Annotated in this window: 15 protein-coding genes; all 15 read right to left on the reverse strand. The window is 44.0% G+C overall.

The window, feature by feature from the left end; all coding sequences use genetic code 11:
* Positions 1–4 precede the first annotated feature (4 nt).
* Entirely contained in the window at positions 5–1,402 is a 1,398-nt protein-coding gene (gene atpD, locus EL143_RS02540) for a F0F1 ATP synthase subunit beta (RefSeq protein WP_085416891.1), read from the reverse strand.
* Positions 1,403–1,440: 38 nt separating this feature from the next.
* Positions 1,441–2,316, reverse strand: coding sequence for a F0F1 ATP synthase subunit gamma (atpG, locus tag EL143_RS02545; RefSeq protein WP_085416893.1), 876 nt, complete (start codon positions 2,314–2,316; stop codon positions 1,441–1,443).
* A 27-nt stretch (positions 2,317–2,343) separates the two neighbouring features.
* A complete protein-coding gene (gene atpA, locus EL143_RS02550; protein WP_085416894.1) occupies positions 2,344–3,891 on the reverse strand; it encodes a F0F1 ATP synthase subunit alpha in 1,548 nt (515 codons plus the stop codon).
* Positions 3,892–3,901: 10 nt separating this feature from the next.
* On the reverse strand, positions 3,902–4,450 hold the full coding sequence (locus tag EL143_RS02555; protein WP_085416896.1) for a F0F1 ATP synthase subunit delta: 549 nt from the start codon (positions 4,448–4,450) through the stop codon (positions 3,902–3,904).
* Between the two features lie 4 nt (positions 4,451–4,454).
* On the reverse strand, positions 4,455–4,925 hold the full coding sequence (locus tag EL143_RS02560; protein WP_085416898.1) for a F0F1 ATP synthase subunit B: 471 nt from the start codon (positions 4,923–4,925) through the stop codon (positions 4,455–4,457).
* A 76-nt stretch (positions 4,926–5,001) separates the two neighbouring features.
* Positions 5,002–5,235, reverse strand: a complete 234-nt coding sequence (gene atpE / locus EL143_RS02565) for a F0F1 ATP synthase subunit C (protein WP_085416900.1) — start codon at positions 5,233–5,235, stop codon at positions 5,002–5,004.
* A 95-nt stretch (positions 5,236–5,330) separates the two neighbouring features.
* Positions 5,331–6,197, reverse strand: coding sequence for a F0F1 ATP synthase subunit A (gene atpB / locus EL143_RS02570; RefSeq protein ID WP_085416902.1), 867 nt, complete (start codon positions 6,195–6,197; stop codon positions 5,331–5,333).
* Positions 6,187–6,540 (reverse strand): ATP synthase subunit I, encoded by a 354-nt coding sequence (locus EL143_RS02575; RefSeq protein ID WP_085416904.1) that lies wholly within the window; start codon positions 6,538–6,540, stop codon positions 6,187–6,189. The genes atpB and EL143_RS02575 overlap by 11 nt, the downstream gene beginning before the upstream one ends.
* A gap of 600 nt (positions 6,541–7,140) precedes the next feature.
* Positions 7,141–8,001, reverse strand: coding sequence for a ParB/RepB/Spo0J family partition protein (locus tag EL143_RS02580; RefSeq protein ID WP_085416905.1), 861 nt, complete (start codon positions 7,999–8,001; stop codon positions 7,141–7,143).
* Between the two features lie 45 nt (positions 8,002–8,046).
* Positions 8,047–9,042 (reverse strand): serine hydrolase domain-containing protein, encoded by a 996-nt coding sequence (locus EL143_RS02585; protein ID WP_085416907.1) that lies wholly within the window; start codon positions 9,040–9,042, stop codon positions 8,047–8,049.
* 217 nt (positions 9,043–9,259) lie between these two features.
* Positions 9,260–10,303 carry a 3-deoxy-7-phosphoheptulonate synthase AroG gene (gene aroG, locus EL143_RS02590; RefSeq protein WP_085416908.1) on the reverse strand — a complete coding sequence of 348 codons (1,044 nt, stop codon included), beginning with the start codon at positions 10,301–10,303 and terminating at the stop codon, positions 9,260–9,262.
* Between the two features lie 196 nt (positions 10,304–10,499).
* Positions 10,500–10,988, reverse strand: a complete 489-nt coding sequence (locus EL143_RS02595; protein WP_085416909.1) for a peroxiredoxin family protein — start codon at positions 10,986–10,988, stop codon at positions 10,500–10,502.
* Complete coding sequence (locus tag EL143_RS02600) at positions 10,985–11,374, reverse strand: acyl-CoA thioesterase (RefSeq protein WP_085416910.1); 390 nt, start codon at positions 11,372–11,374, stop codon at positions 10,985–10,987. Before EL143_RS02600 ends, EL143_RS02595 begins: the two co-directional genes overlap by 4 nt.
* A gap of 1 nt (position 11,375) precedes the next feature.
* A complete protein-coding gene (locus EL143_RS02605; RefSeq protein ID WP_085416911.1) occupies positions 11,376–11,735 on the reverse strand; it encodes a VacJ in 360 nt (119 codons plus the stop codon).
* A gap of 955 nt (positions 11,736–12,690) precedes the next feature.
* Entirely contained in the window at positions 12,691–13,926 is a 1,236-nt protein-coding gene (locus tag EL143_RS02610; RefSeq protein WP_372338570.1) for a LysM peptidoglycan-binding domain-containing M23 family metallopeptidase, read from the reverse strand.
* Positions 13,927–13,974 lie beyond the last annotated feature (48 nt).

A 13,974-nucleotide genomic window follows, 5' to 3' on the forward strand; every position in this document is an offset into this window, starting at 1 on the left:
CTCCTTAACTTAAGGTCTTACCTTTTTCAACGGCTTCTTCGATACCGCCTACCATATAGAACGCTTGCTCCGGCAGATGATCATATTCACCGCTCAAAATAGCTTTAAAGCCAGCAATAGTGTCACGCAGAGAAACATATTTACCCGGTGAACCTGTAAATACTTCGGCAACGTGGAACGGTTGTGACAAGAAACGTTGGATTTTGCGGGCACGCATTACAGTCAGTTTATCTTCATCAGATAACTCGTCCATACCGAGAATGGCGATAATATCACGCAATTCTTTATATTTCTGGAGAGTAGACTGCACACCGCGCGCTACATCATAGTGTTCCTGACCCAATACCATCGGATCCAATTGGCGTGAAGTAGAGTCAAGCGGATCCACAGCCGGATAGATACCCAAAGAAGCAATATCACGGCTCAATACCACTGTTGCATCCAAGTGTGCGAAAGTAGTCGCGGGAGACGGGTCAGTCAAGTCATCCGCAGGTACATATACGGCTTGAATAGAAGTAATAGAGCCTGTTTGGGTTGAAGTAATACGCTCTTGCAAGCGGCCCATTTCCTCTGCCAACGTCGGCTGATAACCTACTGCCGAAGGCATACGGCCAAGCAATGCAGATACTTCTGTACCGGCTAGGGTATAGCGGTAAATATTGTCTACAAAGAACAATACATCACGGCCTTTACCGTTTTCATCTTTCTCGTCACGGAAGAATTCGGCCATAGACAAGCCAGTTAGCGCAACGCGCAAACGGTTACCGGGAGGCTCGTTCATCTGACCGTAAACCATGGCTACTTTATCTAATACATTGGAATCTTTCATCTCATGATAAAAGTCATTACCTTCACGCGTCCGTTCACCCACACCGGCAAATACAGACAAACCGCTGTGTGCTTTCGCGATGTTGTTAATCAACTCCATCATATTTACGGTTTTGCCCACTCCCGCACCACCAAACAAACCTACTTTACCGCCTTTGGCAAACGGGCAAAGCAAATCAATTACTTTAATACCTGTTTCCAAAATCTCTGTGGCGCTAGAAAGCTCGTCGAACTTAGGAGCAGGTTGGTGGATTGCTCGGGTTTGCTCGGAGCCAATCGGACCAGCTTCATCAACCGGATTACCTAATACGTCCATAATACGGCCTAATGTTGCTTTGCCCACAGGCACTGTAATTGGAGCACCGGTGTTAACTACCGCCAAACCTCGTTTGAGGCCGTCGGAACTACCCATCGCAATAGTACGAACGACACCATCACCCAACTGTTGTTGTACTTCAAGCGTCAGTTCTCTATCCACTAGTTTAAGAGCATCATATACGCGCGGAATAGAATCGCGTGGAAATTCCACGTCTACCACCGCACCAATAATTTGTACGATTTTGCCTTGGCTCATTATCGTATCCTATAGTGTTTAATTGACAGGCAGCTACCTTACACGGCAGCAGCACCTGCCACAATTTCTGACAATTCTGTGGTAATTGCTGCTTGGCGCGATTTGTTATACACCAAACGCAACTCTTTAATTGCATTACCAGCATTATCTGTCGCAGCTTTCATCGCCACCATACGAGCAGCTTGTTCTGAAGCCATATTATCGCTTAATGCTTGGTAAACCACAGACTCTAAATAACGGCGGACCAAATATTCCAACACTGCCGAAGAACTAGGTTCGTAACGGTAATCCCAATTATATTTACCATCCCCCATTTCTTCAAAAACACTTTTACCAATTGGTAAAAGCACTTCCATGCGAGGCTCTTGTCGCATTGTATTGACAAAACCTGAATAGACAAGATGAATTGTATCTAATTCATGTTTTTCATATCGTTGGAAAATTTCTGTTAATGGACCCAGCATCATTTCCATCCTAGGCGTATCACCTAAGTTAGTAACACTGGCAATCACATCCAAACCGATACGCTGACAAGCCGCTAATCCTTTGCTACCGATGCAAACAACATCAACTTCAATACCTTGAGATTGGTATTCTTGCACTTGCATTAAGAATTTCTTCAGGATATTGGCATTTAAACCACCACACAAACCTTTATCAGTGGTAATTAAAATAAAGCCTACACGCTGTACACTTTTGTGCTCTTCAAGCAGCTTAATGCCATGTTCCTTATCGTTGGTTTGAGCCAAGTGGCTCATCACCAAACGAACTTTTTCTGCATAAGGTCTAGCCAAGCGCATGCGCTCTTGAGTCTTCCGCATTTTAGAGGTTGACACCATTTGCATCGCTTTAGTGATCTTTTGGGTATTCTGAACACTACGGATTTTGGTGAGAATCTCTTTACCTACTGCCATTTCAGACTCCTTTCAGTCTCTTTGATCTTACGCTTGATAATTGTAAGAAGATTTGAAGGATTTCATGGCCTGGGTCAGCACTTGTTCGCTATCGTCAGACATCGCTCCGGAAGCATTAATAGCATTCAGAACATCCGGGTGTTGAGTGCGTACATAGCTCAGGAACTCTGCTTCAAAAGCCAATGCTTTAGATACAGGCACATCTTCGTAAGAACCATTATTAATGGCCCACAAAGTCAATGCCATTTCTGCAGTATTTAATGTACTGAATTGTTTTTGTTTCATTAATTCAGTCACAATTTCACCATGCTGGAGTTGCTTACGAGTAGCTTCATCCAAATCCGAAGCAAACTGTGAGAACGCTGCCAGTTCACGATACTGAGCCAATGCCAAACGGATACCACCACCCAGCTTTTTGATGACTTTAGTTTGTGCCGCACCACCTACACGCGATACTGAAATACCAGCGTTAATTGCGGGACGGATACCAGAGTTAAATAAATCTGTTTCCAAGAAAATCTGACCGTCAGTAATTGAAATTACGTTAGTCGGAACGAACGCAGAAACGTCACCGGCTTGGGTTTCAATAATTGGCAGTGCTGTTAATGAACCTGTCTTACCTTTTACTTCGCCATTGGTTAATTTTTCTACTTCATCGGCATTAATACGCGCAGCACGCTCTAACAAACGAGAGTGCAGGTAAAATACATCACCGGGATAAGCCTCACGACCAGGAGGACGACGCAGAAGCAAAGAAATTTGACGATAAGCAACTGCTTGTTTTGACAAATCATCATATACAATCAATGCATCTTCACCACGGTCACGGAAAAATTCACCCATGGTACAACCAGCATAAGGCGCGATAAATTGCAGTGCGGCAGCTTCTGAAGCTGTTGCAGCAACAATAATGGTATGTTCCATTGCCCCATGCTCTTCTAATTTGCGTACTACGTTAGCGATAGAAGAAGCTTTTTGACCAACCGCAACATAAATACAAATTACACCATTGCCTTTTTGGTTAACAATAGCATCCAAAGCAACAGCTGTTTTACCAGTTTGACGGTCACCAATAATCAATTCGCGCTGGCCTCTACCAACCGGAACCATTGAGTCAATCGACTTCAAGCCTGTTTGCATCGGCTGATCAACTGACTGACGTGCAATCACACCCGGTGCGATTTTTTCAATTGGGGCGGTCAATGTGGTATTGATAGGCCCCTTACCATCAATCGGTTGGCCTAATGCGTTAACTACACGACCAACCAATTCACGACCAATCGGCACTTCAAGAATGCGGTTAGTACATTTAACTTCATCGCCTTCTTTAATATGCTCATATTCACCCAACACAACGGCACCAACGGAGTCACGCTCCAAGTTCATTGCCAAGCCATAAGTGTTACCGGGAAACTCAAGCATTTCACCTTGCATTACATCTGATAAGCCATGTACACGAACAATACCATCAGTTACAGAAATTACCGTACCTCGTGTGCGTACTTCCTGTTTGGTGTTCAGGTTCTCAATTTTGGCTTTCAGCAAATCGCTAATTTCAGCAGGATTAAGCTGCATGAAAACTCTCCTAATTTGTCATTGCCGCATACAGGTTTTTTAGCTTTGCCTGCACCGACAGATCCAGTACTTGATCACCCACTTCAATTTTGAGACCGCCAATTAAATTTGGATCAACCTCAAACTCCGCCTCCAAACGGGTATTGAAGTGCTGCTCAAGCTCTTTGACGATATTTGCTTTTTGACCTTCGCCAGCAAACTCATATGCACTATAAATAACCGCTTTCTGGGATTGGTTACGTGATAAAGTCAAATCTTGGTATTGGGTATAAATTTCAGGTAAAACCTGAAGACGCTTCTCTTCGGCTACAACATAAATAAAGTTGCGAAACTCATCACTTTTCATAGCTTCAGATTCACTCAATAAACGAGCTAGTTCATCGGCTTTTTGAGTGCTGCTAGCATCGGTTTCTTCAATCATAGCTGCAACCGAAGTCTGCTGCACAGACCATGCTAATTCTTTTAGTCCGCCCAACCAAGCTTCAATTTGATTTTTTTCAACTGCCAGCTCAAATAATGCTTTCGCATAAGGTCTGGCAATGGTTGCGAACTCGGCCATAGTATTACAGCTCCTGTTTCAGATTGCTCAACAACTGTGCGTGCTGTGCTTCATTTACTTCACGACGCAAAATTGATTCAGCACCTTTTACAGCCAAGAAAGCCACTTGCTCACGCAAAGCTTCGCGGGCGCGATTCGCTTCTTGTTCCACATCAGCTTTAGCTTGTTCTGCAATACGGGCAGCTTCTGCAGATGCTTGGCTTTTGGCCTCTTCTACAATTTGCGCTGCACGTTTTTCGGCATTGGCTACCATTTCGGTAACCTGGTTACGCCCTTCGGCCAAGAGTTCTGCAACTTTCTTTTCTGCCTGCTCAAAATCGCTTTTGCCACGTTCTGCTGCAGCCAGACCTTCTGCGATTTTGTCGGCGCGCTCATCTAATGCTTTAGCGATTGGAGGCCACACAAAACGCATGGTAAACCATACCAAACCGACAAATACAAGAATTTGCGCAAATAAGGTTGCATTAATATTCATTACTTAACCTTCGCATTTAGGGTTAATCAAACAAACGGACTTATACCATTTGTATCGAAACAGTTTTCTGTTTTGATTAGCCTGAGAACGGGTTAACGAAGGCAAACAACAGTGCGATGGCCACACCAATCAAGAAAGCCGCATCAATCAAACCTGCAATCAGGAACAATTTAGTTTGCAGCGGGCCAATCAGTTCTGGCTGACGTGCAGAAGATTCCAAATATTTAGAACCAACCATGGCAATACCGATAGAAGCGCCTAAAGCACCCAAAGCCACGATCAAACCACAAGCGATAGCAATCAAACCCATCTCAAAACTCCTTAAAATGAAAGAAAAACTAAAGGTTAAAACAACGTTAAAAAACTACTAAATTAAATAATCTCTATTAAATTGAAAGTTTTCACCTAGTGGGCATCATGTGCTTGTCCAATATAAACAAACGCCAATGCCATGAAAATAAAGGCTTGCAGCGTAATAACCAAAATATGGAAAATAGCCCAAATCAAGCCTGCGATAAGATGAAAAACAAACATAATCGGATCTAAAACGCCTACGCTTCCAGATGCAGCCCAAGCACCACCTAATAATGCGATTAGCAGGAATACCAATTCTCCTGCATACATGTTACCGAACAACCGCATACCGTGTGAAACTGTTTTAGACAAGAATTCAACAATATTTAAAATAAAGTTTGCCGGGCCGAGTTTCGGGCCAAATGGCGCACTAAACATTTCATGCAACCAGCCGCCAAACCCTTTGATTTTGATGTTATAGAAAATACAGATTATCAATACTCCGATAGCCAAAGCCAAAGTAGTATTTAAATCCGCAGTAGGTACGACACGCAATAATGCATGGTGCTCACTTGTAACAGTTTGCCAAGCAACCGGCAACAAATCAACCGGCAGCAAATCCATGGCATTCATCATAAAGATCCAAACAAACAAAGTCAGACCCAGCGGTGCAACAAACTTGCGCGATTTTTCGTTATGTACAATGCCTTTGCACATATCATCGACAAATTCAAACAGAATCTCTACTGCTGCCTGAAAACGCCCGGGAACCCCGGCGGTTGCTTTCCGTGCACCACGCCACAGTAAAAAACTACCGATCACACCTGTCAATACAGCAAAAAATATCGCATCGATATTAATAAATGAAAAATCAGCGATATTCTTCAGGCCTTGCCCTTGTGTTACATCCGACAAACTCGTCAAGCTTTGCAAATGGTGCTTGATATAGTCGGCAGCGGTTATTGATTCACTTGCCATAACGTTGAACTTTCCAAAATACTAAAAAAACCACATGACTGACCGCCAGCAATCCGAATAAAAACGGAATGAAAACCAGCACTTGATGCCATATTGCAAACACAACAAGCATCATAATCAAAGCCAGTACTATTCTTAAACCTTCTCCGAGAAGAAATCCATAACCCGCAAACTTGGGATAAGGCTTGAAAAGTTTTAAGACCAGTACCGTAACAGACGAAGGCAGCAAATAGCACAAACCGCCTGCCAAAGCCGATAACAAGCTATCAACACCGCCTACAACACCTGAAATTGCTGATACAACAAGCAAGACGCCCGCCTGCAATATTAAAATCTTACTCATAGCTTAGCTGCAATTTTTAGCGCATAACAGCCGCATATTTAACGGCGCTACTATAATAAAAGAGCTGTATCAGCGTCAAGGAATTTGTTAATTTTCGTCAATCTTTTTACCCTGGCTGTATCTGAACATAAGCACGAACGTTCAACGAAAAATTGATCAAACTCATCAGTTTTGACTCAAGGCGTATTTCATCTTAATTCCCTCAAAATTACAAGAGATTACACCAAAATCGCAATAAAATCTTACAGTATGTAAAAAAGAAGTCATTTGTTCACAAATCAAACTCTCAGCCACAAACCAAGAAAAATATTGAATTATGTTTCAATATGAAAATATTGAAACATATTATGTCTATATTTTATAATATACGAAATATAATTCTAATTATTTTTAGAATAGAAATAAGTTTTTCTTTTCATTCAATCGCAAATTCATGCTATGATTTTTTAAGAGGCAGCGCATATTAAAGTTCATTTTATTTTTAAATGAACCAATGCCTATCTGAACAAAAGGGTATTTTCAGACAGGCATTCGGTAAATCAGACTATTGTTAAATATCATCGAACTATGATTAATAACATCCAATTGTTGGTTAATGAATTAATCAAATTCGATACCCAGTTTTTTTAATAAAGCATCCAATGTTTCCGGAGTGTCGAAATGCAAAACGATTTTGCCTTTTTTATTGTTCGTGCTGCGTATCTCCGCATTAACCCCAAGGGTTTCAGTGAGTAAATCGTTAAGGCGTTGAATGTCCGGATGATTTTTTTTCACGGGTTCAGTTTTTTTGCCATGTTGCAAAAGTTGGCTTCGGCGTTCTACTTCCCGCACAGACCAACCATATTTCACTGCCTTTTGAGCCAACTCCAACTGCTCCACAACCGGTAGGGTCAATAATGCTCTGGCATGCCCCATTTCCAACCGGCGCTGGTAAAGCATATCTTGAACAGGCACCGGCAGACCGAGCAAGCGCATGCTGTTGGAAATGGCACTGCGGCTTTTTCCTACCGCCTTGGCAATGGTTTCGTGTGTCAGGCTGAATTCATCCGCAAGACGTTTCAATCCGCGTGCTTCTTCAATAGGATTAAGATTTTCCCGTTGCAGGTTTTCAATCAAGCCCATCGCCAAAGCAGTTTCATCGCTGATGCTTTTGATTACCACCGGAATTTCTGTTAATCCGGCCAATTGGCTGGCCCGCCATCTGCGCTCGCCTGCTATCAACTCATATTGCGACAGCCCATGCTCACGCACGATAACCGGTTGGATAACGCCTTGTGCTTTAATGGATTCGGCCAATTCCTGCAAAGCTTCATCATCCATTTGTACACGCGGCTGGTAGCGGCCGGGTTTGATATCGCCGATGGGAATTGTGGTTAACTTGTCGCCGCTATTGTCTTCTATATTTCCGGCCAATAGTGAATCCAAGCCCTTGCCTCCAAGGCCGCCTTTGGGTTTTGCCATAATTTATGTTTCCTGAAGTTATTGCGGCTATTTTAGGCATTGGTTTTATCGTGACACCCGATTTTTATCACACGCCGCGATTGATCGAAATATGGTTGCGTACGGTTTGTATTTGAGCTGGTTGACTGTGCCGGTAACAAACACTTCTTTCTGCGGGCAATAAAATGCAAAGCTACCGGTAACGCCGCTATGACCGCGAATCTCGCGAACGCCTCTGAAGAAATATGCTACCAACGGCGCTACTGTTAGCTGCATCATGCCGCTGCCGTACTTTAAGGGGAAGAATTGGATAGCCCGGAAAGTCGGGCTATCAATATGCGATGCGTTGAAAAGCTTACCACCAAAGAATGCCTGCGTAAAGCGCATCAGCTCTGCATTGGTTGCAACAATACCGCCCTGATAGACTTGGCTTGCAAGATATTGTCGGCAGGCTATAATGCGGGCGCCGTTATATATCGGTGCGATTTCTTCGCTGCCGTCCGCCCAATGTGTCTGCTTGAGATCAAGCGGTTGGCAAATAGAGTCAGTCAATAATTGTTTGGCAGATTTTCCGGTAATCACTTCAGCGATTTTACCCAACAGCATAGCATTGATATCGGCATAATATGCCTTTTGCCCGCCCGGCTTTGACTTTGGCGGCAGCCTTGACAAAATCTCCAGCGCTTCTTCCAATTCCATTCGCCGGTCATGCCGAAAAATCTCGTTTATCAGTACCGTACCACCCGGCTGGCAATCTTGTTCATAATTAGGAAATCCAGAGTTTTGGTCGATAAGATGGCGGATGCTTACTTGTCCAGCTCGAGGCAAATAACGGGTGATATTGTGCGGCAAAATATCAGTCAATTTTGTTCCGTAACTCAATCCGCTGCGGTCAATTAGCTGAAAAATCAGCGCATGCGTATACAATTTGGAAATGCTGGCGACGGCAAACGGGGAATCACTCGTCATGCTACCTTTAGACTCTTCAATGCATGTGATACCGCCACGACACACCAGCAGGCTTGCATCGTGAACAGCATGATTCTTCAGGAAATGCGCCATATTTCATTCTTCAGTTTCATAGTTAAACCGCTTACTTAATAACAGTATTCATGCTCGGCCTGATCCCAATCTCTCCGACATTAGTAAAGCTTAAGCTACTCTGGTCAAGCCCAAATATGATAATTCTGCTATTTTTAAGCTGGTTTCTCTCTATTAAAGAAAACATGCCTGTCTGAATGTGTTTTCAGACAGGCATCGCTCTTCTGCTATCTATATCTTACACGCGGCTGCGGTTTGCTTCGGCCAGCAACTCAAGCAATGCTTCCGTTTCGTTCCAACCGATGCAGGCATCCGTAATACTTTGGCCATAAGTTTCGGGTTTGTCTTGGCGGCCTTCTACCAAATGACTTTCCACCATCACACCCATAATATTGGTTTCTCCGTTATGGAGCTGTTGGGCAACATCTTGCGCCACTTCCATTTGGCGTTTGTAGTCTTTCCGGCTGTTGGCATGGCTGAAATCAACCATCAATTTCGGCGTTGCACCTGCTTTAATCAGCTCCTCTGCCGCGGCTTTCACATGTTTGCTGTCGTAATTCGGCTCTTTGCCGCCGCGCAAGATAACGTGGCAATCTTTATTACCGGCAGTATGTACGATGGCGCTGTGGCCGGTTTTGGTAACCGAAAGGAAATGGTGCGGATGGGAAGCTGCGCCGATTGCGTCGATGGCAATCTTCAAATTGCCGTCCGTACCATTTTTAAATCCGACAGGGCAAGACAAGCCGGAGGCAAGTTCACGGTGAACTTGGCTTTCGGTTGTCCGCGCACCGATGGCGCCCCACGAAATGAGGTCGGCATAATATTGCGGCGTGATCATATCCAAAAATTCTGTGGATGCCGGCATGCCCAAGGTATTTAAATCCAATAATAATTTACGCGCTTGGCGCAGGCCGAAATTGATGTCGAATGTGCCGTCGAGATGCGGATCGTTAATCAAACCTTTCCAGCCTACGGTGGTGCGCGGCTTTTCAAAATAAACCCGCATCACAATCAGCAATTCTTTTTCATATTTTTTGCGCAATGGCAGCAAACGTTGGGCATATTCGATTGCCGCTTGCGGGTCATGGATAGAGCACGGGCCGATAATAACCAGCAAACGGTTGTCTCTGCCATGCACCAAATCAGCGATTTCCTGACGGGTTTTTACCACCAAATCAACCACTTCATCGGTAATCGGTAATTCATATAAATGGGCAATCGGGGGCAATAACTCATCAATGGCATTAATGCGTACATCATCTGTTTTTTGTAAGCGGTTCATATTATTCTCAATTTATACTGGGTAAATCATGCTGCGTAGGGTAGCGTTTTTAACGCGTTTTGACAAGCTGTTTCACTACCAAATTGTTATTTAATTGCGTAAATTTCTCACATATATCTTATTGTAAAATTTAATTATCAAAATAAACCAATAAAAGATACAAAATGCCTGTCTGAATTTCAGACAGGCATACCGGCTATTTATTCAGTTCAGCATCAATCTGCTGATACAAAGCCGCAAAATCAGGCTCGCCCACAAAAGTTTTCAATATCTCGCCGTTTTTATTGATGAGTATCGAAGTCGGGTAAACCACGGTATTAAACGCTTTCCCCACTTTACCGTCGGCATCATACACCACCGGGAAAGGCAACGAACGGCTTTTCGCATAGTTTTCGACGCTTTCGAGCGGATCGATCGGTTGTGCAATGCCGAGCACCTGAAAGTTTTTCCCCCGGTAATCTTGCGCCATTTTAATAACCTTCGGCATCTCGCTCACGCAGCCGGGGCAAGTGGGAAACCAAAAATTAATAAAAGTAACGTTACCTTTCAGACTGGCATTACCGTACATTTTGCCATCCAAACCTTTTAGTGAAAAATCGGGCGCTGGGTTTGCTTTCGGCACCAGCACATAAGCAATTAAACCGCCAACCAACGCCAACACGACCAATAACAAAATTTTCTTCATCTATCCCTCTCAAACAAAAGATTCAGCGCTTCCCGTAAGGGCGCCGACAAGCTCACGGCTTTCCCGTTTTGCGTACTCATTAATGTAACTTCCGCTTCGACTGCCGTTTTCCCACCCTGCACAAAGAAGATTGCCTGTCTGAATTTTACCTGCCGCGGCAAAATCTCCAGCAAACGGGTCTCCATTTCCAAAATATCACCCTCGGTAGCGCTGCGCCGATAGCGGATATCAATGCGAGACACCACCATCTGTATGCCCTGCAACAAATCAGACAAACCATGCCGCTCAAAAAAAGCCCAGCGCGCTTCTTCGAGAAACTCAAGATAGCGCGCATTGTTTACATGACCGTAGCCATCAAGATGGTAGCTGCGTACAGTAATAGCCATATCAACTTAATTTAATCGGCTCAAACGATTCCCGTGCCAACGGTTCGGCAGACAAATCGGTAACAATAGTCGAGAGCTGGATATCAAACCATTCCTGAAAAATATCAGGATGCAAATCAGGCCATAAGTCCTCGTCTTCACACCAATCGGCCAATTCGGCGGCAAAAATTTCTTCAAAACGCGATTCGATTTCGTCCCACACTTGTTCAACGTCATCACAAGGGCTGACCAAGTAAGAATTTGCATCTGCCTGCAAATCTTCCAAAGTAAAATCTTCCGCATCCACACCGATTTCCTGCAACCAGTTCCAGAAAGGCTCCAGCGGAATCAGCAAAAATACGCTTCGGTTTACTTCATACATAGTCTTTTCCTTTAAATCACCGGCTTGGTTGATTAATGATAATGCGAAAAGGCCATTGCGTCATTACTTGCGGCCAAATTAAATAAACCTTTCGCCATTTTTGTAAACGAAAAGCAAAAAAAAGCTTCTTTAATATGACTATTAAAGAAGCGTAAAGTTAGAAATACAGCTTAAATTATCAAAGCAAACACCCCCTGTCTGCCTGATAATAGGTTGCGGGCACAAATCCATGCAACATTTCTGCCCGCCAGCCGGATGCAGGTTTTCCCCCTATATATACTGCTGCCGACTGAATCTTTACTGCGGGTCTGAAAACCAACGGATGATGATTTTTCACAATCCGTGCGCCCGCTTAATCATGAGTAACTGCTTTAATGTGTTTGGCCTGTGTTCTTTTTGCGCTTTTTTTACTGCTAACGCTGTCCCCGTAATGTATTTGGCCTATTGTTTCCCTTTAAGTTTTTTTGAGTAATTAAGACGTTTCCCTGTAGTGTATTTGCTCAATGCTTCCCCTTTCCTGTTTCCTGCTTGATGCCGTGATGTGTTTGGGTGTTTTCTTTTCTAGTTTTTCGTTTGAGACGCTGACCGTAATGTGTTTGGCTTTATATAAATTAATTTCCCTTAATTGTGTCTGCGTTGCTTTGCAGACATAAAATATCTAGCATTTATCATGCCAATTTATAAATTAAATTAAAAATATATTCTATCTACTTGTTTTTTTTATTATTTAAAATAAACAAAAACCTTCTTTCCTGAAAACAGCAAAATTTGCCCCTATCGTGATGCGTATATTGTTTGCCATTTTTTGTCATAACAAACATTTTCCGCCAATTTGCCGATGACATTTTTTGTCATATTTCTGTCACATGAAGGTAAAAGCCAATCTTCAATAAAAAATAGAAAATGCCTGTCTGAAATTTTTTCAGACAGGCATTTTTAAACAAACTGCTTAAAACTAATCTACTTGAGCCACCGTTACCGGAAGATTGCGGATAGCGGAGAGCATTGTATCGGATTTCTCACGCTGCTGGTTAAATCGCGCCATATTAACCTGCTCCATTTTCGGAGTCGGCAAAGCAACGGTGGTAGGGTTAACATGTTGGCCGTTAATACGCGCTTCATAGTGCAGGTGCGGACCGGTAGAGCGGCCTGTGCTGCCCACATAACCGATGAGGTCGCCTGCTTTTACCGCAGTACCTATCGGTGCGTAAGCGCTCATATGACCATACAGCGTTTCCACACCATTCGAATGCATCAGCATAACCGTATGACCATAACCGCCTTTCCAGCCTTTCCAAGTTACCGCACCATCGGCAGGTGCATAAATCGGTGTGCCTTCAGGCGCCGCATAGTCGATACCGGTGTGCATTTTTACCGTATGCAATACAGGGTGCATACGCACGCCGTAAGGAGAGGAAATGCGGGTGTACTCAACCGGCTTCACATTAAACGCGCTGGCATGTTTCAATGATTTGCCGCGCTCGTCATAATAACTGCCGCCTTCATCGCCTTTATCATAATAATAGGCTTTGTAAGTTTTACCGCCCTTGATGATTTCCGCCGCCAAAATGTCTCCCGCTGCCATTTCCTGACCACGGAAGTACATGCTGTTATACAGCAGGCGGATTTGGTCGCCGGGTCGCAGCTCATCCACATTCATTTTATCGCTGAAAATATCGCGCAAAGATTCACGCAATTCAATGCCCACGCCTGCCTGCGCCAAAGCGCCTTGTGCAGATGTGCGCACGATAATGGAGCGTAACGAAGGCATGGTCTTCATGGTGATTTCGGAAGTAGAAGCCTGCCATTGGCCGTTTACTTTCTGAATGGCTACCAAATTGCTTTCGCCGTTGTCGTCATTGGCGAAAAACTGGATATCGGTAGCATCGCCGGTCGAATCCAAGCGGATGCTCACGGTTTGGCCGGGATTGAGTTTTTTCAGATTGTTATCGATTTTGCTTTGCAGCAAAGCTTTTTTGATGCTGCCTTCCGAAATACCTGCACGCGCCAGCACATCGCTCAGGCTGTCGCCCACTTCAACGGTTTCGGCAGTCCAGTAGCTGCTCTGCACTTCATTGCTTTTTACAAATACGGCCGGCAGCTCTTGCGAAATGCGCTCGGCTTTATAAAGCCCTTTAGGTAAGGGTTCGGTCACAGCGTAAGTGGTCATCACGGCGGATACCGGCAGCATAATGCCCAATAAAGTCCAGCGGATCGGTTTTTTAGCTGTGTTTGCTGA

The organism is Neisseria canis (genome assembly GCF_900636765.1).
Classification (GTDB): domain Bacteria; phylum Pseudomonadota; class Gammaproteobacteria; order Burkholderiales; family Neisseriaceae; genus Neisseria; species Neisseria canis.